Origin of the sequence: Gilliamella sp. B2772, assembly GCF_026536985.1 — a bacterium.
Lineage (GTDB): Bacteria > Pseudomonadota > Gammaproteobacteria > Enterobacterales > Orbaceae > Gilliamella > Gilliamella apicola_E.
In genome coordinates, this window is record NZ_JAFNNB010000001.1 from 495,297 (window position 1) to 517,799 (window position 22,503).

Annotated in this window: 21 protein-coding genes and 1 other RNA gene; 11 read left to right on the forward strand and 11 right to left on the reverse strand. The window is 33.6% G+C overall.

Going from position 1 to position 22,503, the window contains the following annotated elements; genetic code table 11:
- Window positions 1-502: 502 nt before the first annotated feature.
- The 10 genes from J3T98_RS02245 to thrS form a co-directional block, all read right to left on the reverse strand.
- The gene (locus J3T98_RS02245) at window positions 503-2,443 is read right to left on the reverse strand and encodes a peptidase U32 family protein (RefSeq protein ID WP_267362030.1); all 1,941 of its coding nucleotides are present in this window, start codon (window positions 2,441-2,443) and stop codon (window positions 503-505) included.
- Window positions 2,444-2,544: 101 nt separating this feature from the next.
- The gene (htpX, locus tag J3T98_RS02250; RefSeq protein ID WP_065734110.1) at window positions 2,545-3,414 is read right to left on the reverse strand and encodes a protease HtpX; all 870 of its coding nucleotides are present in this window, start codon (window positions 3,412-3,414) and stop codon (window positions 2,545-2,547) included.
- Between the two features lie 205 nt (window positions 3,415-3,619).
- Window positions 3,620-3,715: signal recognition particle sRNA small type (gene ffs / locus J3T98_RS02255), an RNA gene on the reverse strand.
- Between the two features lie 139 nt (window positions 3,716-3,854).
- Entirely contained in the window at window positions 3,855-4,148 is a 294-nt protein-coding gene (locus J3T98_RS02260; RefSeq protein WP_034882129.1) for an integration host factor subunit alpha, read from the reverse strand.
- A 5-nt stretch (window positions 4,149-4,153) separates the two neighbouring features.
- Window positions 4,154-6,541 (reverse strand): phenylalanine--tRNA ligase subunit beta, encoded by a 2,388-nt coding sequence (gene pheT / locus J3T98_RS02265; protein ID WP_267362031.1) that lies wholly within the window; start codon window positions 6,539-6,541, stop codon window positions 4,154-4,156.
- Between the two features lie 16 nt (window positions 6,542-6,557).
- Window positions 6,558-7,541, reverse strand: coding sequence for a phenylalanine--tRNA ligase subunit alpha (gene pheS, locus J3T98_RS02270; protein ID WP_065734108.1), 984 nt, complete (start codon window positions 7,539-7,541; stop codon window positions 6,558-6,560).
- A gap of 204 nt (window positions 7,542-7,745) precedes the next feature.
- Window positions 7,746-8,099, reverse strand: coding sequence for a 50S ribosomal protein L20 (gene rplT, locus J3T98_RS02275; protein WP_024496189.1), 354 nt, complete (start codon window positions 8,097-8,099; stop codon window positions 7,746-7,748).
- 31 nt (window positions 8,100-8,130) lie between these two features.
- Window positions 8,131-8,328 (reverse strand): 50S ribosomal protein L35, encoded by a 198-nt coding sequence (rpmI, locus tag J3T98_RS02280; RefSeq protein WP_034882133.1) that lies wholly within the window; start codon window positions 8,326-8,328, stop codon window positions 8,131-8,133.
- An 83-nt stretch (window positions 8,329-8,411) separates the two neighbouring features.
- Window positions 8,412-8,951 carry a translation initiation factor IF-3 gene (infC, locus tag J3T98_RS02285; protein WP_065562102.1) on the reverse strand — a complete coding sequence of 180 codons (540 nt, stop codon included), beginning with the start codon at window positions 8,949-8,951 and terminating at the stop codon, window positions 8,412-8,414.
- A 27-nt stretch (window positions 8,952-8,978) separates the two neighbouring features.
- Window positions 8,979-10,904 (reverse strand): threonine--tRNA ligase, encoded by a 1,926-nt coding sequence (gene thrS, locus J3T98_RS02290; RefSeq protein WP_267362032.1) that lies wholly within the window; start codon window positions 10,902-10,904, stop codon window positions 8,979-8,981.
- A gap of 274 nt (window positions 10,905-11,178) precedes the next feature.
- Here thrS and J3T98_RS02295 point away from each other — a divergent pair, with 274 nt between their 5' ends.
- Complete coding sequence (locus tag J3T98_RS02295) at window positions 11,179-11,910, forward strand: hypothetical protein (RefSeq protein WP_267362033.1); 732 nt, start codon at window positions 11,179-11,181, stop codon at window positions 11,908-11,910.
- A 93-nt stretch (window positions 11,911-12,003) separates the two neighbouring features.
- Here the strand turns inward: J3T98_RS02295 and recO are convergent, their stop codons facing one another.
- The gene (recO, locus tag J3T98_RS02300; RefSeq protein ID WP_267362034.1) at window positions 12,004-12,696 is read right to left on the reverse strand and encodes a DNA repair protein RecO; all 693 of its coding nucleotides are present in this window, start codon (window positions 12,694-12,696) and stop codon (window positions 12,004-12,006) included.
- A gap of 150 nt (window positions 12,697-12,846) precedes the next feature.
- On the opposite strand from recO, the gene J3T98_RS02305 reads away from it, so the two are divergent.
- The 10 genes from J3T98_RS02305 to artQ all read left to right on the forward strand — a co-directional run bounded on the left by J3T98_RS02305 (window position 12,847) and on the right by artQ (window position 22,497).
- The gene (locus tag J3T98_RS02305; protein WP_065562106.1) at window positions 12,847-14,475 is read left to right on the forward strand and encodes a Na+/H+ antiporter; all 1,629 of its coding nucleotides are present in this window, start codon (window positions 12,847-12,849) and stop codon (window positions 14,473-14,475) included.
- The gene (gene ubiT, locus J3T98_RS02310; protein ID WP_267362035.1) at window positions 14,476-14,982 is read left to right on the forward strand and encodes a ubiquinone anaerobic biosynthesis accessory factor UbiT; all 507 of its coding nucleotides are present in this window, start codon (window positions 14,476-14,478) and stop codon (window positions 14,980-14,982) included.
- A 259-nt stretch (window positions 14,983-15,241) separates the two neighbouring features.
- Complete coding sequence (locus J3T98_RS02315; protein WP_267362036.1) at window positions 15,242-16,303, forward strand: alpha/beta fold hydrolase; 1,062 nt, start codon at window positions 15,242-15,244, stop codon at window positions 16,301-16,303.
- A gap of 232 nt (window positions 16,304-16,535) precedes the next feature.
- Entirely contained in the window at window positions 16,536-17,972 is a 1,437-nt protein-coding gene (gene sbcB / locus J3T98_RS02320) for an exodeoxyribonuclease I (protein WP_267362037.1), read from the forward strand.
- A 106-nt stretch (window positions 17,973-18,078) separates the two neighbouring features.
- On the forward strand, window positions 18,079-18,522 hold the full coding sequence (locus J3T98_RS02325; protein WP_267362038.1) for a CidA/LrgA family protein: 444 nt from the start codon (window positions 18,079-18,081) through the stop codon (window positions 18,520-18,522).
- Window positions 18,519-19,208: a CidB/LrgB family autolysis modulator gene (locus tag J3T98_RS02330; RefSeq protein WP_220226032.1), complete on the forward strand. Its 690-nt coding sequence runs from the start codon at window positions 18,519-18,521 to the stop codon at window positions 19,206-19,208. The genes J3T98_RS02325 and J3T98_RS02330 overlap by 4 nt, the downstream gene beginning before the upstream one ends.
- Window position 19,209: 1 nt before the next feature.
- Window positions 19,210-19,857, forward strand: a complete 648-nt coding sequence (locus J3T98_RS02335; protein WP_065734101.1) for an ElyC/SanA/YdcF family protein — start codon at window positions 19,210-19,212, stop codon at window positions 19,855-19,857.
- A gap of 292 nt (window positions 19,858-20,149) precedes the next feature.
- A complete protein-coding gene (gene artP / locus J3T98_RS02340) occupies window positions 20,150-20,878 on the forward strand; it encodes an arginine ABC transporter ATP-binding protein ArtP (protein ID WP_220226030.1) in 729 nt (242 codons plus the stop codon).
- A 29-nt stretch (window positions 20,879-20,907) separates the two neighbouring features.
- Window positions 20,908-21,642 carry a transporter substrate-binding domain-containing protein gene (locus J3T98_RS02345; protein ID WP_267362039.1) on the forward strand — a complete coding sequence of 245 codons (735 nt, stop codon included), beginning with the start codon at window positions 20,908-20,910 and terminating at the stop codon, window positions 21,640-21,642.
- Between the two features lie 84 nt (window positions 21,643-21,726).
- A complete protein-coding gene (artQ, locus tag J3T98_RS02350) occupies window positions 21,727-22,497 on the forward strand; it encodes an arginine ABC transporter permease ArtQ (protein WP_218059990.1) in 771 nt (256 codons plus the stop codon).
- The last annotated feature ends 6 nt before the right edge of the window (window positions 22,498-22,503 follow it).

Here is a 22,503-nt window from a genome sequence, read left to right on the forward strand (position 1 = left end):
TTCTTAGACATAAGATGTCGATAAGTTGGAAATATAACTCGAAAAAAGCGACAATATCATAAGTGGTATTAGTGTGTATATTAGGAGTTATGCATAACACAATTTACGGAATAATTGAATAATGCTTTTTCCGGATATGTGAAGTTGATGCTTTTTATCAGAACGTAATAATTCATTTTAACTTTATTATTCTAAATTATGCTATATGATATACCGTTAACATTTTGAAGAAAAATAAATTAAATTTGGCAGATGAATAGAAGTTATTTATCGTGTTTTCTTTTAATAAAACGCTAATCTATCCCCTATTTTCCATTATTACGCACTTAAACTATAAAACATAATAAAATCAATTTGTTAAGATTCAAATAATGTATATTATGTTAAATAATAACATTATTACGAACTAAGGTAATGCCTTTTACATTACTATTTATCGATAAAATTTTTATATTAATGATAATAATTACCAAATATTAATAATTCAATAATTATCAATATGTTAATTATCATTTGTCAGTAAAATAACTTCACTACCAAGTACTGGAATTTTTAAAATATGTTTTTTGATTTTACCCCAAACCTGCATTTCACAAGCTTTACAGTTGAATTTTAAAATTAATTCTTCATTATTATTTTGAATTAATTTCATTGGTGTTACTTTAGTTTTAACTCCTTGAATCCCTTTAGCTTGTTTTGGACATAAATTAAATGCAAATCTTAGACAATGCTTTGTAGTCATTAAAGGAACGTCATCTTTAACTTCGTGAGCTTCAAATGCACTCTCGATTAGTTTTACACCATGTTGAGCATAAAATTCACGAGCTTTGTGATTATAAACATTAGCTAAAAAACTTAATTGTTGTTCAGGATATATCGGTGTTGGATGTACTTGAGGTTTACGAATATTTCTTCGATAATTATTTAATCGCTCTAGAGTTAATTTATCAATAATATCTCGTCTTAACTGATTTAATTGACTGTTGGGAACAAAATAAGCTTGGTTTAAATCTATAATTAACTCCGCTAAATAATAGGTTGTCTGGCCTAGCTTAGATAAACTATCTCTTATATTATTGAGAGCTTTATCCTGTTGCTTAGCTAGCTCAAATGGGCCTTTCAATTCAATTTTAACGCTACTACCCTCTTCACTTGATGCAATTAACTCCAAACCGTTTGTTATATTTTTAAGCCTAAATGTTACACCGATACGACGACAACTAGATTCTTTTAATAAAATTTGTTGCCAATAATGATCTAAATTGCGATTAATTTGATAAGGTAATTTTATAGAATATAATGCTTTAGGTATTTCATTAGGAAATACTTGATAATGATTATTACCAATTTTTTCTACTTTATCAGCTCTAAAACCTATAATTTCCCTTTTGATTAAAACATTTAATCCATCACCATTTGTTAACGCTTGTTCTGATTTTATTACGATAGATTGTTTAGTAATTTTTATAATTTCACCAATTGTTAAGCCAATAAATTTGGGTGAATCAAATGCACCAATATTGGCTTGTCTACCTCGAACAAAATAATCGGTAGATCCTCTGTGGAATGTTCTATTTGGATCTGGGGTAAAAAAGTGTTCAGTTTTGCCACTCGATGCAGCAACAAAATCTGTGTTTTTTTCTAAAATATTATCTAATTTTTTACGATAAAATGCGGTTATATTTTTAACATAACTCAAATCTTTGTATCTGCCTTCAATCTTGAAAGATCTCACTCCGGCTTGTATCAACTCTATTAAATTATCAGACTGGTTATTATCCTTCATTGATAAAAGATGTTTTTCATAAGCGACGATGCGACCTTGTTCGTCTTTTAATGTAAATGGCAATCGACAAGCTTGAGAACAGTCGCCTCGATTAGCGCTTCGCCCCGTTTGTGCATGAGAAATATAGCATTGACCAGAAAATGCAACACATAATGCGCCATGAATAAAAAATTCAATATTTGCATCAATTTGTTGATGTATGTTTGCTATTTCGGTTAAATTTAATTCTCTCGCTAAAACTATTTGAGAAAAACCTACATCGGAAAGAAATTTAGCTTTTTCTGGCGTTCTAATATCCATTTGGGTACTAGCATGTAAATCGATTGGTGGAATATCCATAGCTAATATTCCCATATCTTGAACTATCAAAGCATCCACCCCAGCATTATATAATTGCCAAATTAATTGCCTTGCAGCTTCAAGCTCATTGTCATGAAGAATTGTGTTTAAAGTTACAAAAACCTTAGAGTAAAAATGATGAGCAAATTCTACTAGTTTAGCAATATCACTTACTGAATTACCAGCATTATGACGAGCACCAAATTGAGGACCGCCAATATAAATAGCATCAGCTCCATGTAAGATAGCTTCTTTTGCAATTTCTATATTTTTTGCGGGGCTAAGTAATTCTAATTTAGTAGTGTGTTGCCTATACATGAGAGATTCTCTGAGAAAATATTAGGATGGTATATTAAATTTTAATTAAAAAATGGCAAATACAATTAATATTTGCCATTGAAGTTTTTAAATATTATTTATTAAAGAATATTAGATTGATTACGCAATGCTTCAATACGTTTATCTAAAGGTGGATGAGATAAGAATAGTTGAGAAAATCTTGCTTTCTTCTCACCATTAATACAGAATGCCAAAATTGATGCTTCTTCACTTGGCTCATGACTCAATTTTAATTTTTCTAAAGCAGCAATCATTTTAGTAGACCCTACTAATTTCGCTGAGCCTGCATCAGCATGGAACTCTCGATAACGTGAAAACCACATAGCAATGATGCTTGCTAAAATACCAAATACAGTTTCAAAAATCATTACGATGAAATAATAAGCAAAAGTAGATAATCCTTCACTTCTATCTTCCAAAGCTTTTGTTACGATTGAAGCAAAAATTCGTGAAATGAAAATAACAAAAGTATTAAGTACACCTTGTAAAAGCGCCATTGTCACCATATCACCATTTGCAACGTGACTCATTTCATGTCCAATTACAGCTTCAGCTTCATCTTGAGTCATAGCGGCTAAAAGACCCGAGCTAACAGCTACGAGAGAATTATTTTTAGTTGCTCCGGTTGCAAAAGCATTTATATCTTCTGCTTGATAAATCGCAACTTGTGGTGTTTTTAATTTCAATTCATTTGCTTGACGATTAACTACATCTAAAAGCCATTGCTCTTGAGCGTTGCGAGGATTAGTAATTATTTTCCCACCAACAGAACTTAAAGCCATTCTTTTAGATAAAAGAAGTGAAATAAAAGACCCACCAAAACCAAATATAGCTGCAAATATAAGTAATCCTAATGTACTATGAGCATCAACGCCACAAATACTTAAAATAATACCAAATACAAACATAACAGCTAAGTTAGTTAGGATAAATAATCCAACTCGCATCATAAATAATTCCTCATTACTGTTTTTCTAATATGAATAATTTTACTTAAGAAGATAAATAAAATTTGATATATGATCGCAAAAATGTTGCATCTCTACAACCTCTTTAATATGAAATTTTGAAAGGATAAATTAAGTGACTATTTAATAGCCATTAAAAACAATGGTAAGTTAATAGCAATATTAATTTAGAGAATTTTGGAGGAGACTCTATCAGCCACATCCCACACACATATTTTTTACTTTGGCTGCTTCCTTCCGGACCTGACCTGATGAGCAAAAAAATGTTGCAAGAGGACCCATAGAGCCTCCATTGGAGAGGCGTTATTATGCTTTAATTAGCAAATTATTACAATATTTATAACGAAAAAAGAACTAACCTTCCTGTCTTGTAATAACAACAGAAAGGCTATTACATATCAAACGAAATTTAAAAGTGTTAACTATAGAGTTAAATTTTTCTCAATTCGTTCTCTAAATTTAATACCTGGTCTAAATGTGACAACTCGACGAGCTGAGATATCAACACTTTCGCCTGTTTTTGGATTGCGACCTGGTCGTGAATTTTTATCACGAACAGCGAAATTACCAAATCCAGACAGTTTAACAGGTTCACCTTTTTCTAAAGCAACTCGAATTTCTTCGAAAAAAAGTTCAACTAGGACTTTAGCTTCTTGACGATCAATATCAAATTTATCGGCAAGACGATCTGCAATATCAGCTTTAGTTAATGTCATAATTATTATTCTCTTAATAGGGCATTGAAACGGTTTTGTAAAGCAATAACACACTTGCTTACAATGTTTGTTATATCTTCTTCTTCTAGTGTACGTGATTTGTCTTGTAAAATCAAACTGATAGCAAGGCTTTTCTGATCTTTATCTATGTTTTCACCTTGATATACATCAAATAAATTAACTCTTACAAGTTGTTCACCACCAGCATGTTTACACTCAGAAATAATATCTGCTGCTGGTATTGTGTTAGATACAACTACAGCAATATCTCGCTTATTAGACGGATATTTAGATAACTCATGAGCAACTGGTACTCTTTTATCATTAATTTTATCTAAATTTATTTCAAAAACAAGCGTTTTACTATTTAAAGATAATTTTTTTTCAATTTCTGGATGTAAAACACCAAAATTACCAATAAGCTCGCCATTCAAGTAAATAGCAGCACTTTGTCCAGGATGTAATGCATCAAGCTCTGATTTCTGGTATACAATTTTTTCATTACAACCTAAAAGAGAAAATAGTAACTCTAAGTCCCCTTTCAAATCATAAAAATCAATATTTTGTTTAGGTAATGACCAATGCTCTTCATAAAGAGTGCCAGTAAGAACACCAGCAAGCATCAATTCCTGGCGAACACCAAATTCACATGAATCATCTGGAATAAAACGTAAGCCAGTTTCAAATAATCTCATCCGAGATTGTTGGCGATTTTGATTATATATTACAGCATCTAATAACCCTGACCATAATGATAAACGCATAACTGACATTTCACTCGAAATAGGATTAGGTAATGTAATATGATGCTGCTCTGGGTGAAGAAGTTGTTGAATTTTAGGATCAACAAAACTATAAGTCACAGCCTCTTGATAACCTTTATCTACTAATAAATTTTTCACTCTAGACAAAGGGACTATATTTTCAGGTTTTGGCTTCATTACAGATTCTATTTTCAGATTCACATTAGGAATATTGTTATAGCCATAAATTCGAGCAACTTCCTCAATTAAATCCTCTTCGATTTGCAAATCAAATCGCCAACTTGGTGATTTAACAGTCCAAACATTTTCATTATAAGAAACTTCACAGCCCAATCTAACTAAAATGTCTGTAATTTTTTGAGTTTCAATTACATAACCTATAATTTGATCCACTTTATGTCTACGTAGTTGAATTGTAGCTTGAGAAGGAAGCTCTTTTTCGTTTGTAATTTCAGAGATAGGACCTACATCACCACCACAAATATCAACAATTAATTGAGTTGCTCTTTGCATAGCAGATAATTGTAAATAAGGATCAACACCACGTTCATAACGGTGAGAAGCATCAGTGTGTAAACCATATTCACGAGCTTTACCAGTTATTGCTAATGGTGCAAAAAAAGCTGATTCAAGGAAGATATCTTTTGTGGAAGTTGTTACGCCAGATTTTTCTCCCCCCATAATACCAGCCATTGCTAATACTTTTTGATGATCGGCAATAACGAGTGTTTTATCGTTTAGTTTTACTTCATTCCCGTTTAATAAAACAAGTTTTTCATCTTGATGAGCATAACGAACAATGATTCCTGAATCGATTTGCGCCAAATCAAATGCGTGCATCGGATGACCTAATTCTAATAACACATAATTAGTAATATCGACAATGGCATCAATTGAGCGAATACCACCACGGCGTAATTTCTCTTTCATCCAAAGTGGTGTTGTTGCATTAACATCAATATTTTTTATTACTCGACCAAGATAACGTGGCGCAGCTTTAGGTTCATTTATTTCAATTGACACAGTATCAGCAATAGTTGCTGGAACACTTTCAATATTAAGTTGTTTCATTGAAATATTGTTAACTGCAGAGATATCTCGGGCAACACCAATGATACCAAAACAATCAGCTCGATTAGGCGTAACACTAATCTCAATCATAACATCATTAAGATTTAGATATTTTCGGATATCTTGCCCTAAAGGTGCATCATCAGGCAATTCAATAATGCCACTATGATCTTCAGATATTCCTAATTCAGAGTAAGAACAAAGCATACCTTCTGAAGGTTCACCACGTAATTTGGCGGCTTTAATTTTAAAATCACCTGGTAGAACAGCCCCAATTGTTGCACAAGCAACAGTTAAACCCTGACGACAATTTGGTGCACCACAAACAATATCCAGTAATTCAGGCTTGCCAATATCGACTTTAGTTACACGGAGCTTATCGGCATTAGGATGTTGTTTACACTCAACTACCCTTCCAACAACGACACCTGAAAAATCACCAGCAACTTTTTCAACATCATCGACTTCTAGTCCAGCCATGGTTAATTGATCGGCTAACATTTCGCTACTAATTTCTGGATTGATCCATTCACGTAGCCAACTTTCACTAAATTTCATGTTTTGATCTCCAGAATTAATTAAATTGTTTTAAAAAACGTAAATCATTTTCAAAGAAAGAACGCAAATCAGTGACGCCGTAACGCAACATAGTTAACCTTTCAATTCCCATACCAAAGGCAAAACCATTATATATTTCAGGATCTATTCCAACATTACGTAATACATTAGGATGAACCATACCGCATCCTAAAACTTCTAACCATTTGCCATTCTTAGCCTTGATGTCCACTTCTGCTGAAGGTTCTGTAAATGGAAAATATGCAGGTCTAAATCTAATTTCCATATTATCCTCAAAAAAACAATGAAGAAAATCATGCAATAACCCCTTCAAATGGGTAAAACTTACATTTTTATCTATCAATAACCCTTCCATTTGGTGAAACATTGGCGTATGCGTTTGATCATAATCATTACGATAAGTTCTACCTGGAGCAATGATTCGGATTGGCGGTTTTTGATTTTCCATTGTTCTTATTTGAACTGTAGAAGTTTGTGTGCGTAATAAACGTTTTGCATCAAACCAAAATGTATCGTGATCAGCACGTGCAGGATGATGAGCAGGAATATTTAATGCATCAAAGTTATGATAATCGTCCTCGATTTCTGGTCCAGTCTCAACAACAAAGCCCAGTTCTCCAAAAAATTCAACTAAACGATTAATTGTCTTAGTAACTGGATGTAAACCACCTAATTCTAGCGACTTACCTGGTAATGTAATGTCAATTGTTTCATTTGCTAATTTTGCATTAAGAGCCTGACGCTCTAAAAAGTTACGCTTCTGATTTAATAACTCAACAACTTGTTGCTTAGCATCATTAATCTTCTGACCTACAGCGGGGCGTTCATCAGCGGGAACATCACGTAAAGAAGCCATCTGCATTGTAAAATAGCCTTTTTTACCAAAATATTCCACTCGAATTTGTTCTATGGTATTAATATCATTAGCATTTTCAATAGCGGATTTGGCATTGCTTACCAGTTCAACTAATTGAGACATACAGTTCTCCTGCTTATTGTTTATTACATAAAAAAAGCCTCTTCTGAGGCTTTTATAATTATTTTTCGTTTTTTATTTGCCTCACGAACGAATAGCATTATTGAAGCTAAAAAAGAAACGAAAAATAACTAAATTCATAATTAACTCTTAAATAATCTTTTTATAAAACATAAAAGCCGAGATAACTCGGCTCTTATAAAGCTATTAAAGTGCAGCTTTTGCCTTTTCAACTAATGCAGCGAATGCATTTTTATCAAATACTGCAATATCTGCAAGGATCTTACGATCAATTTCAATTGAAGCTTTCTTTAAACCGTTGATGAAACGACTATAAGAAAGACCACATTGACGAGCAGCAGCATTGATACGTACAATCCATAATTGACGGAATTGACGTTTACGTTGACGACGGTCACGATAAGCATATTGTCCTGCTTTAATTACTGCTTGGAAAGCAACACGATATACACGTGAACGAGCACCATAATACCCTTTTGCTTGTTTTAAAATTTTCTTGTGACGTGCACGAGCAATAACACCACGTTTAACACGAGCCATAAACTATATCCTCTAAAAAATTAATCAATAATTAAGCGTATGGAACACACGCCACTACTAAACCTAAATCGCCTTTTGACACAGTAGTCAAACCACGTAAATGACGTTTACGCTTAGTTGATTTTTTAGTTAGGATATGACTTTTGTTAGCTTGTTTATGCTTAAAGCCACCAGAAGCTGTTTTTTTAAAGCGCTTTGCTGCGCCTCTTACAGTTTTAATTTTAGGCATTTTATATATTTCCACTTCGCATTGTTAATAAAAATAAAATAATGGTGTAATTTTTAGAAACTAAAAATTAACTTGAAAAACCATTACTTTTTCTTCGGCGCTAACACCATAATCATTTGACGACCTTCAATCTTAGTTGGATAAGATTCAATAACCGCCAAATCAGCTAAGTCTTCTTTAATGCGGTCAAGCATTTCAATACCTAACTGTTGGTGAGCCATTTCACGTCCACGAAAACGCAACGTAACTTTGGCTTTATCGCCATCTTCAAGAAAGCGTATCAGGCTGCGGAGTTTTACCTGATAGTCGCCTTCGTCTGTACCAGGTCGGAATTTAATTTCCTTAACCTGAACAACCTTTTGCTTCTTCTTCTGTTCTTTTGTTGCTTTACTCTTTTCATAGAGGAATTTGCCATAATCCATAATTCGACAAACAGGTGGCTCTGCATTAGGACTTATTTCAACTAAATCCAACGTTGCTTCTTCAGCTTGTTTTAAAGCTTCATCTAAGCTAACAATACCGAGCTGTTCACCATCGACGCCGGTTAACCTCACCTCGCGAGCTGTAATCTCATCGTTAATTTTGTGCGCGCGTGTTGACTGAATTCGCTTACTGACTTTAATATCTCATTCCTCCAAAGTAATTTATCATTAATTCATCTGTTCTAATGAACGACTATGAATTTCATTAAGCAATAATTCTATAACATGTTTCACTTCAAAGCTACCAAGATCTTTACCTTGGCGTGTTCTAACTGAAATTGTTCCTGATTCCATTTCTTTGTCTCCACAAACAAACATATAAGGAACACGTTTTAGAGTATGCTCACGAATTTTAAACCCTATTTTCTCATTTCTCAAGTCTGCTTTTGCTCTAATACCAACTTTTTGTAATTGGCTGGTTAATTGTTTCGCATAATCAGCTTGATTATCGGTAATATTGATAACGGCCACTTGTAATGGTGCTAACCAAGTTGGGAAGAATCCTGCACAATCTTCAGTCAAAATTCCCATAAAACGTTCCATCGAACCTAAAATCGCTCGGTGAATCATAACTGGAACATGACGTTCATTATCTTCACCTACATAAGTTGCATCTAATCTTTCTGGTAACATAAAGTCGAGCTGGACTGTACCACATTGCCATGCACGACCTAAGCAATCATGAAGCGTAAATTCAATTTTTGGCCCATAAAATGCACCTTCGCCAGGTAAATACTCAAATTCAATACCATTTTCAGTTAAACATTCTGCTAAATCTTTCTCGGCTAAGTCCCAAGTTTCATCTTTACCAATACGTTTTTCAGGACGAGTTGATAATTTAACAGTAATGTCTTTGAAACCAAATGTGCTATACATGTCATAAACCATTTTGATACAGTTATTAACTTCATTGCGGATTTGGTTCTCAGTACAAAAGATATGTGCATCATCTTGGGTAAAACCGCGAACACGCATTAAACCGTGTAATGAGCCTGACGGTTCGTTTCTGTGACAACTACCAAACTCAGCCATTCTTAGTGGTAAATCGCGATAAGATTTTAAACCTTGATTGAAAATTTGAACGTGCCCAGGGCAGTTCATCGGTTTAATACAGTATTCACGATTTTCAGATGAAGTAACAAACATCAACTCTTTATAGTTACCCCAGTGACCTGTTTTTTCCCATAAAACCCGATCCATCATAAATGGACCTTTCACTTCTTGATAATCGTATTCTTTTAGTTTAGTGCGAACAAAAACCTCAAGTTCACGGAAAATAATCCAGCCATCGTTATGCCAAAACACCATACCAGGTGCTTCTTCCTGCATATGATACAAATCTAGCTGTTTACCAATTTTACGATGGTCTCGCTTAGCTGCTTCTTCTAAAAATTGTAAGTAACTATCAAGTTGTTTTTTATCAGCCCATGCTGTGCCATAAATACGTTGTAACATTTTATTATCACTATTACCCCGCCAATATGCTCCAGCAATTTTTTGTAATTTAAAATGATGGCAAAAACGCATATTCGGCACATGTGGCCCGCGGCACATGTCAATATATTCTTCATGGTGATAAAGTGCAGGAGTAGAATCTTTTGGAATATTTTCATCTAAAATAGCAATTTTATATGGTTCATGACGCTCCCAGAATACTTCTCTAGCACGTTCCCAACTTACTACTTCTTTTATAACTTCATAATCTTTCTTAGCCAATTCATGCATACGCTTTTCTAGAGCGTCAAGATCTTCCTGAGTTAGAGAGTGATCTAAATCGACATCGTAATAAAAGCCGTTATCAATCGTTGGACCAATTGCCATTTGCGTATTTGGCCAAAGTTGTTTAATTGCATGCCCCAACAAATGAGCGCAAGAGTGACGAATTATTTCAAGCCCATCTTCATCTTTTGATGTAATAATAGATAAAGTTGAATCTTGCTCAATTAAATCACAAGCATCTTTACGTTCACCATTTACTCGCCCAGCAATACATGCTTTGGCAAGACCAGCTCCAATACTTTGAGCAACTTCTAAAACAGTAACAGGCTTATCAAATTGACGTTGACTTCCGTCAGGAAGAGTAATAATTGGCATAATAAATCCTTATAACAGTGGTGCGCCACACGAAAGCGCACATGCGTACATAAAAAATAGTTGTGTATACTACCACTTATCTTAAGGATTTTAAATAGAATACCGAGGGTTTATCACAGATTTTATTATAATAATTTAATAACACTTAATTAGTCATAATTAATTATAAATAGCTGAAATGAAACATAGCCAGCAAAAAAATATTATATATAATAATATAATGTATTAAGATAAATATGTTTAACTACATAATATATAAAGGAATATGAAAGTAATGCACACAAAATATTTTATCGCTATTTTATCTTTATTAACTTTAATTGTAACTGGATGCCAATCTTATCGTAATAGTGGTGTTGCATCATCTAATACTGTTACAGAAAGTGCTAATAAAAGCTTAGGGACTCAATGGGGAGATGGCATTAAATCGCATGTTCAACAAGTAAGTATGAAACGTACCGGTTTTTACCCTATTGATGTTATTACTATCAATTATTCAGCACATCAATATAATGGAAAAGCAATTTCAGAAGTTATGTTGAATAATGGTAGAATTGGTATGGCTTTCCTTGATGATCGTGGCAAAAAATGGCCATTAACTAAGCAAAATAACAACGTTAAGTTACAAGGTAAAGTAGGACAAAGCTACCGATTATTCTATCGTAATTACTCTTCTAATACCTATGAAATTGTAGCAACTATTGATGGATTAGACGTTATTAATGGTAAAGCTGGTTCATTCTCAAACAATGGCTATATTTTAAGACCACATGACACACTTGTGATTGAAGGCTTCCGTAAAAGTAATAATGAAGTAGCTGCTTTTACTTTTTCTGACAGCTCTAGTGCTTATGCTAATCATAATAGTGAAGGTTCAGCAACAAATATAGGTGTAATAGGCACGGCAATATTTCAGTTAGAAGATAATAGTAGAAACTATCAAAAATTAAGTCCAAATGCTTTTCCTGCTGATAATGGTAATTATGCCAAACCTCCGGTTTATTAATTTATGATTAATCATCTTTCCGTCAACATTGTTGACGGAATAGATCTGATACATTTTACATAAAGTCCCTTTTAAATTAAGTTAAAAGACAAATTATATTTTTACAAATAATTCTCTACTTTTAAATGGTTTTGCACCAACATAAGGTTTTAACGCCATCCTGGTAAAACGTTTTGCCGCTTTAAGTGTATCGATATTGTGAAATTGCCTTTTCCCTAAAGCTAAGACTTCTTCACCAGTGAAAGCGGTACTATTTTGTAACAAACTACAAATAAAACCTTTTTCTGAAATATATTGATAATGCATAGATTCAACAATATCGTCACCTGTTGCACTGCAATGAAAAAAATCAACGTGATAGCCCAAATTTTCAAGTAAGGCCAATTCAAATGCTCGTAACACGTTTTCAGCAGGAACTTGTTGGGCTAATTGTTGTATACTTGCTAGATAATCATCAAACAACGTAGTTATTTCGGTTTCGGCGACTAAAACACGGTGTAATAGTTCATTTAAATAAAAGGCGCTATATAAATAAACAGAAACAAGAGGTAAAGTAAGGGAAACAGCCTCAACTTGACGTAAAGTTTTTATTTCTCCATGACCTGAATATTGAACAATTAGTGGAGTAAAAGGTTGTAAAACACCTTTTAATGCAGAGCGTTTACGCCTAGCACCTTTTGCTAAAATGGTTACTTTCCCAACATTTTCAACGAATAAATCGACTAGCAAACTGCTTTCACTGTATGTTCTGGTATGTAATACAAATGCTCTTCGCCAATTTTCCATCTAACCTGCCCATCAATTAAATTATTACTTTTTTTGATCAATAATAGAGATTGCTTAAAATTTGAGTGATTTTATACAATTTTAACCTGAAATATTCTTAAAAATCCTATATAATAGATAACTATATATGGGATAACTAAAAGAGTAGCTATGGAACTATTTTCAACAATATTACTAATAGTATTAATTGTATCACTTTCTGGTGTCATTATAAAAATGTTACCAATACAGATCCCATTGCCTCTAATGCAAATACTACTAGGTAGTATTCTTGCCGCATTAGGTATTTATTTAGAGTTTAACTCAGACCTATTTCTTGTACTGTTCATTCCTCCTTTACTATTTGCTGATGGACGTAAAACTTCTGTAAAAGATTTTGTTCATAATGTACGAGAAATTGTAGGGCTAGCCTTGGTTCTAGTGGTTATATCAATTGTTGCTCTGGGTTACTTACTACATTGGATGCTACCAGATATTTCAATGCCAGCCGTATTTGCATTAGCAGCAGTATTATCACCTACCGATGCCGTCGCACTTAGTGGTATTGTCGGTAAAGGACGAATTGAAAAAGAGAAGATGGAAATCATTGAAGGTGAAGCCTTAATGAATGACGCTTCTGGCCTTGTTTCCTTAAAATTTGCACTTGCAATTGCAGCTGGTGCATTTGAATTCAACTTATTACAAATCAGTATATCCTTCTTTGTGGTTGCTTTAGGTGGATTAGCTGTTGGGGTGATATTCACTTGGTTATATGCTCGTATTTTGCGTAAAATAAACCAACTAACAAACAATGATCCCGCAATCCAAATCGTACTATTATTCTTACTACCATTTGCCGCTTATATCATTGCTGAAGAATGTCACTGTTCCGGTATTTTAGCTGCAGTAAGTGCTGGTATGACAGTTAACCACTCAGGAATGATGCGTAATGCCCCTTTAACAACTCGCTTACAATCTGATAGTGCATGGTCAATGTTAACGTTCGTATTCAATGGATTTGTTTTTGTTCTATTAGGTATTCAGCTTCCAAGTATTTTAAAAAATACATTTGCTGAAAACCAAACCGATGCATCAATTGAATTATGGCAACTATGCTTAATTGTATTGTTCGTTTTTATAGTATTAATGGGCACTCGATTTGCTTGGCTTTGGGCTATGAAAAAAATGCCAACAATGCCATTTGGCACAAAGCGTCCATTAGCATTTAATTCATATACCACACGTGATTTATGGATATCTACTTTTGCTGGTGTCCGCGGAGCGATAACACTAGCTGGTGTATTATCTATTCCAATAACCATTGCGGGCAGATATCAACTCGTATTTATTGCTGCTGGTATTATATTAGTATCATTAATATCCGCTATTATCATGTTACCAATTTTATTACGAGGTAGCGTGATCTTGGATAACTCCGAACAAGACAACGAAATATTAACCGTAAAAGGACAAATGGCTGAAGAAGCTATCGTTAGTCTTGAAAAAATGCAAACTAGCCTTTTACAAGAAACGTCTGAAGAAGGCCTAGATCAAGAAATTATCCACGAAGTTGGTTCACGTGTTATAGGTTCATTAAGACGTCGAACTGGCTTAAAAGATTTAGAACAAAAAGCTCTTGAAGCTGAAAATCTAGAAAGACGTATGCGTTTAGTCGCAATTGGGGCGGAGCGCACCGCATTACTTCAAATGAAAGTTCGTGATGAAGTTAGTGAAGAAGTTTTCGAGCATCTAAATACCGATTTAGATATTTATGAGAAGATGATCTCTGGAGATGCGTAAATGATTGGCAATAAACACCAATTTCTAGGAAAAATTCATTCACAATTTGTCGATAAAGCGCCACAAATGTTGGGTCTGACATTACAATGTATACCCTTTAGCGTTAAAAAAAGAGCTATTGAACAATTATTACAATTGCAATTCAAACATTCACTTGAAGATGGCGAGCTAGATTTTTTAGAAAATCGTTGGCTCAAAATCCAAGTTATCGATCTTCAATTAGTCTGGTTTGTCAGCTTAATTGATAACAAACTTGTGGTTAGCCGCGAAGAAATACCTGATGTAAGCTTCATCGGCAATGCCAATGACTTAATAATGATAGCAACTAGACGACAAGATCCTGATACATTATTCTTTCAACGTCGACTCATTGTTGAAGGCGATACTGAATTAGGGCTCTATGTAAAAAACTTAATGGACTCGATTGAAATCGAAGCTATGCCAAGGTTCTTAAGATTAACTCTCGAAAAGCTAGCTGTTATCATCGAAAGCGCACCCAAAGACTAAAAATTCTATTAAATAACTTCAAGAAAGGGAATTAATAATTCCCTTTTACTAACTTAAAGAACTTCCCGTTTATACTTAAAATTCATATTCAAATTTAATTATTTAATGTAAATAAACGTATTTTTATTGGATGACTATCATTTAATAAATTATTATAGAAACTAACGTTGGAAAAAATTCATTCAACGTAAATATTACCTTCCTACCCTATCTCTTACACATATGATTCATAACGTAATTATGAAGGAGAGAGCCACATATGAATAATATAAAAAAAACGCTACTATTTTTTATTTTTCTCGTTTTCGCATCGCAAGGATATTGTTCCGAGTTCTATAACCGAAAAGAAGGTGATTATATTATTGAAAAATTTAAATTTAATGATGGTAATACAATTCAAAATTTAAAAACTCATTATGTCACTATCGGCGACCCTAAAGGAAAGCCAGTATTAGTTTTACATGGCACAACTGGCAATGGAGATTCAATGCTTAATGACAGTTTTGGTCATGCCTTATTCGATAAAGGAATGCCGTTGGATGCTGAAAAATATTTCATAATATTGCCTGACGCTATTGGTACAGGTCAATCTTCGAAACCCTCTGACGGTTTGAAAGGAAACTTTCCTCATTATGATTATACCGACATGGTTAATGCTCAATACCTACTTTTGAAAAAAGGTTTAAATATAGATCATCTTGAACTTATTATTGGTAACTCGATGGGTGGAATGAATACATGGCAATGGGTAACTATGTATCCTAATTACATGAAAGCAGCAATTGCAATGGCAGCAACCCCTGCGCCAATGTCTAGTCGAAATTGGATAATGAGAAAGATGATCATTAATTCAATTAAAGACGATCCTGATTGGAATAATGGCTTTTATAGCAAACAACCTGAAAAATTCCAAACTGTTTATAATTACTACGATATCGCGACTAACGGAGGTGATATTGCCTGGCAAAATAACGCTTATAACACCCAGAAAACAGAAGAAATATTAGCAAATAAGTTAAAAGAACGAACAACAATGGACGCGAATGATTTTTTATATCAATGGGATGCAGCCAGAAACTTTGATCCAACAAAAGAGCTAACAAAAATTAAAGCATTTATGTTAGTTATCAATTCAGAAGATGATGAAAGAAACCCACCAAACACAGGTTTAATGGAAAAAGCCCTCAAGGATGTTGTTGCTGCTAAATATTATCTAATTCCAGCAAGTGATAAGACCCGAGGTCATGGTACAACCATGAATGCTGAATTATGGATAGAAGAGTTAAAAATATTTCTAAAAGAACTCGATAATTATTACTAATTTAGGAGGATTAGAAAAGTGAATATATTATTATATTCACTTTTTTATTTGAGCTTATCTTCCAATAATTTTATTTTATCCCACATTACTCTCATTAAATCTGATATAATATAAAATATATAACTATCGATATTTAGTTAATATTTTTCAATATCAGACTTAAATATCATCCTAAAGCCGATAAACAAAACAGCTTGATTTAATAAATTAAAATACAAAAAATTATAAAATAATGAAAAATAATTCACAGCAGATAACCTTTTATTTTCACGATTATGAAACTTTTGGCATAAATCCAGCTTTAGATCGCCCTGCTCAGTTTGCTGGTGTTCGAACTGACAGTGATTTTAATATTATTGAAGAACCTTTAGTCATCTATTGTCAAATAGCCCAAGATTATCTTCCCAACCCTGAAGCTGTGCTAATAACTGGAATAACACCACAAAAAGCAAATCAACAAGGTATATGTGAAGCCGAATTCACCAAACAAATACATGAAGCATTTAGCCAACCTAACACGTGTATCTTAGGCTATAATAATATTCGTTTTGATGATGAAGTGACTCGCAACATCTTATACCGTAACTTTTATGACCCTTATGCTTATAGTTGGCGAAACGGTAATTCAAGATGGGACCTACTAGATGTCGTCCGAGCTTGTTATGCATTAAGACCGGAAGGGATTAATTGGCCAATAAATGAATCTGGTTTCCCTAGTTTTCGATTAGAAGATCTCACTAAAGCTAATAATATTAAACATGAACATGCGCATGATGCTATGTCTGATGTCTACGCCACCATTGCGATGGCAAAATTAATTAAGCAAGTACAACCAAAGTTATTCAATTACTTCTTCACACTACGTAATAAAAATAAAGTTGTCGAGCTTATCGATATTGCCAACATGACGCCAATAATTCACGTTTCTGGCATGTTAGGTAGTTATCGCGGTAACATGTCATTAGTTAGCCCTATTGCATGGCACGCAAATCAAAAAAATGCAGTGATTGTTTGTGATCTTACTGGAGATATCGATTCACTGATTAATTTACCAGTCGAAACTATTCGAGAGAAACTCTACACTAAAACTGAAGATCTTGATGTTGATGAACAACGTATCCCATTAAAACTAATTCATATTAACAAATGCCCAATCATTGCGCCATTGAGCACACTATTACCCGATAATGCAAAACGTTTCGATCTTGATAAACAAAAATGCTTAGAAAATCAACAAAAACTACTGGAAAATCAAAGTTTATTACAAAGTAAAATGCGTGAACTATTTGGCATAGATAATGAATACTCAAATAACAATAGTGATGTCGATGCGCAAATATATGCAGGCTTTTTAAATGGAAATGATTTATTAAATTGTGAAACGATTCGAACTACTCCCCCCCAATTATTAGATAGTTTATCGTTAACTTTTGATGATCCAAGATTAGCAAAATTACTGTTTCGTTATAAAGCTAGAAACTATCCAGAAACGTTAACTGAACAAGAGTTACGAATCTGGCAAGATCATTGTCGTGATAAACTAGATGCAACTAAAGTTCAAGATTATATGCAATCCCTTGAACAACTTGCTGAGATTTATATACAAAAACCTGAAAAGCTGGCATTACTAAAACAACTATATCAATATTGTCATTATTTAGTTGGATAATTAAATGTTACGGGCGTATCATATACGCCTGTTCAAAGTACAATGCCATCTCTTACTATAGAATTGGTAATCATAATTTAAGTTTTAAACAATTAGCATTTAATTTATGAAACACTTTTTAGCCAAACATGCAACCATTAAGCATCGACTTTATTCTTTATACTACACACTATTTAGCTACGGTCGAGGCTTGATTATCCTGACCATTTGCTTATGGGCAGGAAATGTCGTATCTGCAATCTTACCAATCATGATCCCTGAAAGTATTATTGGTTTATTGATTTTGTTCATTTTATTAACTTTTCAATTAATACCAACGTGTTGGATAAAAAATAGTTGTAATCTTTTCATGCGATACATGACGGTCCTCTTTATTCCTGCGGCGATGGGGATAATGGATAATTATTCATTACTCTTAGGTAATTGGATACCGATAATTTTTGCTAGTGTTGGTGGTTCAGTTATTGTCTTATATTTAACCGCTTTTTTAACTGAACATCTGCATAAAAAAGTCGTTAAAACCTCCGATAATAGGGAGAACCAATCATGATATGGATGCTACCATTAACCGTTTTGGTATTTTTAATTATTAGAAGAATCTCATTTAAAATTAAAAATCCGTTATTTAACCCATTAGTCATTTCGGTTATTGTATTAATCCCTATTTTATTAATAACAAATACCGAGTATGTTGAATATGTTAAAAACGTAAAAATTATTAACGATCTACTTCCTTACTCTGTCGTTGCTTTGGCTTATCCTTTATATGAACTCATTCCACAAATAAAAGCCCGTTGGAAGTCAATCATGATTATCACCTTCACTGCCTCCATAGCGTCTATGGTAACCGGTGTGTTTATTGCATTATGGTTAGGGGGTAGTAAAGAAATTGCTGCATCAGTATTACCTAAATCAGTGACAACAGCCATCGCGGTCACCATCGCTGGTAATGAGGGTGGCGTTCAATCAATCGCTGCATTATGCGTAATACTTGTTGGAACACTAGGTGGTATTTTCGGTCATCAATTACTGAACGTTGCTAGAATAAAAACACCTTCAGCAAGAGGATTATCAATTGGTGCAGTATCTCATGCTGTAGGTACAGCGCGTTGTATTGAAGTCAATTATAACGAAGGGGCTTATAGCTCCCTATCTCTAGTTTTATGTGGTATTATGACCTCATTAACAGCACCATTTTTATTCCCAATAATGGTATTTATTTTTGATTGGTTTTAGTATGAAGTTAAAAAAACTTATTGCTTATTTTATTGCTTTTTTTTCATTACTACTTGCCTTAGTAATTGGACTCGACTTTTGGATAAGCTATAAGACAGCACCTTACATTTATCACGATGAAAACAAACTTCCCTACCGAACAATTGGTGTTGTATTAGGAACATCTAAATATGTAAAAAATGGCGGAATCAATGGTTTTTATCGCAGTCGAATAGATGGTGCGATTGATCTCTATTGGCAAGGTAAAGTTGATTATTTATTGCTAAGTGGAGACAATGCACAATTAAATTATAACGAACCAATAATGATGCAGAAAGATCTCATAAAAGCAGGCATCCCAAAAGATGCCATTGTGTTAGATTTTGCTGGATTTAGAACCTTCGATTCAATTGTTCGTGCAAATAAAGTCTTTGACGCAGATGAATTTACTATTATTACTCAAGAATTCCATTGTGAACGAGCAATGTTTATTGCGTTAGCGCAAGGTATTCAAGCTCAATGTTTTGCTGTCCCTGCCCCCAAAAGCATGAAGTTAGTTCGAATTAGAGAGATGTTTGCACGTGTAAGTGCTTTTATTGATCTTTACATTCTGAACAAAGAACCTAAATTTCTTGGTCCTACCATCCCAATCATTAATAATCAAAATTAATAACATTATATAAATCTAAAAAAAGTTGAGGAACGGGGTTTTTGAACTAAGTATATGGTCATATATCTCACATTATTATTTAATCTTCATGTTTTTTATAATTCTAAGTACTGATAATTATACGAATAACTTGATACAACACTAAAATAACGACAATAAAAAAAGTTGAGGAGCCGGGTTTTTAGCTTAAAAATCAAGCTAAAGTATCGTTGTCTAATAATTTAGATTGCATTTTTATGCAAAAAAAAGTAATATTTAGTCAATTAAAATTTAAATAGTTTATCTAATACTAATGAATATCGAATTAAACCATATTAACTGTTTTTATGGTAAACATCAGGCATTAAATGATGTCTCTTTATGTTACCCTTTAGGTGAAACAATTGTTTTACTTGGTCAGAGCGGTGCAGGTAAAAGTTCTTTACTGAAAGTGTTTAACTTACTTGAAATACCAACGTCTGGTGAAATGACAATTGCGGATTCACATTTTGATTTTTCAAAAAAAATAAGTGAATCAACTATTCGAACTTTACGCAAAAATGTTGGCATGGTTTTTCAAAATTACAACTTATGGCCACATTTAACTGTTTTAGAGAACTTAATTGAAGCCCCTTGCCAAGTTTTGAAACTATCGAAAAAAGAAGCAAGTGAAAAAGCCATGTCAATTTTGGCTCGCTTACAAATTGATGAAATGGCCCATCGTTACCCTCTTCACCTTTCAGGTGGTCAACAGCAACGAGTGGCTATTGCGAGAGCCTTAATGATGGAACCTAAAATTTTGCTATTTGATGAGCCAACAGCAGCTTTAGATCCTGCAATCACATCTCAAATTGCAGAAATCATTAATGAACTGTCACAGACAGGAATTACACAGATTATTGTTACGCATGAAGTCGATTTTGCTCGTAAAGTTGCTTCACAAGTGATTTACATGGAACATGGTAAGATTGTTGAACAAGGTCAAATTGAGTGTTTTGCTCATCCAAAAACTGAAGAGTTCAAAGCTTATCTATCGCATTAATATTAATAAAAATCTGATTGGGTGGATATATGAAAAAAACATTACTAGCTATTATACTTGCAGGATCTGCATTTGCAGCTCAAGCAACTGAAACGTTAACCATTGGTACCGAAGCGACTTATGCACCTTTCGAATTTACTAATGATAAAAACGAAATCATCGGCTTTGATATTGACGTCATGAATAAACTTTGTGATGAAATGAAAGTAACTTGTAACATTGTAAATCAATCATTTGATGGATTAATTCCTAGTTTAAAAACTCGTCGAATCGATGCGGCTATTGCTGGTATAGATGTTACACCTGAACGTCAAAAGCAAGTTGCATTTACTAAAATCTATTATGATGATAGCTCAATCCAATTTGTTACTTTAAAAGATTCCTTAACAAGTCTTGATCAGCTAAAAGGTAAGAAAGTTGGTATTCAAAAAGGTACAACTTATTTAAAATATTTAAATGAAAAATATCCTGATGTTAAAGCAGTAAGCTATGATAGCTACCAATTTGCTTTCTTAGATTTAAAAGCTAAACGTATTGATGCTATTGTTTCAAGCTCTTTTGTTGCTGGTGAATGGTTAGGTAAAGATGCTGATATTATTGCGTTAGGCGATAAAATTACCGATCATGAATTTTTTGGTGAAGGTTTAGGTATTGCTTTACGTCAAGGCAATGATCAATTACTTGAACAATTTAATCAAGCAATCGATAAGCTAAAAGCAAATGGCGAATTAGATGCTATTTATAAAAAATGGTTTAGTAAATAATTATTAATAACAAAATCAGTTCTTATTTATCTCGCCGCATATTCTGCGGCGAGTTTATTTTTTAAATTTAACTACGGTTCTTTTATGTCAGAATTTTTTGCACACGGTATAGACTTGTTACTCTCTTCTATGGATGGGTATATTTTGCCGCTTACGAAAGCTACCGCGATTACGTTATCATTAGCATTTGTATCGTTAGTCGTTGGAATGTTTTTTGCGTTCATTTTTACTATTTTAGAATCAGTACCATTCAAACCCGTTGCATGGCTAATGTCGCTATTCAATTTAACCATTCGAGCTTTACCCGAATTATTAATTGTGGTTGCGATTTATACTGGTTTACCACTGCTATTGATGGCATTAGATGATGGCTTTACCGTTCCTCTCGGCTTTACATCGTTTACCGTAAAAATGAGTATTCATAATACCCAACCGGACCCATTTTTATGCGGTGTTTTTGCTTTATCATTACTCTACGCTGTTTATGCCTCACAAACGTTACGCGGTGCATTTAAAGCGATTTCAAGCGGACAAAAACAGGCAGCTCAAGTTTTAGGATTAAGTAAATCTCGAACTTTCTTTCGTATTATCATGCCACAAATGTGGCGACACGCATTACCCGGTTTAAGTAACCAATGGTTAATCTTATTAAAAGATACTGCCCTTGTTTCAGCAATCGCGATAGATGATTTAATGATGCAAACCAAAACAATAGTTGCCCGAACCAATCAGCCTTTTTTATGGTACTTTGTTGCGATGATTATTTATTTAGTGATATCAATTTTAAGTCAAAAAATTATTTCACGTATTGAAAAACGAGCAACCCATTTTGAACCATCAGCCAATAGTCAGTAAGGTTAT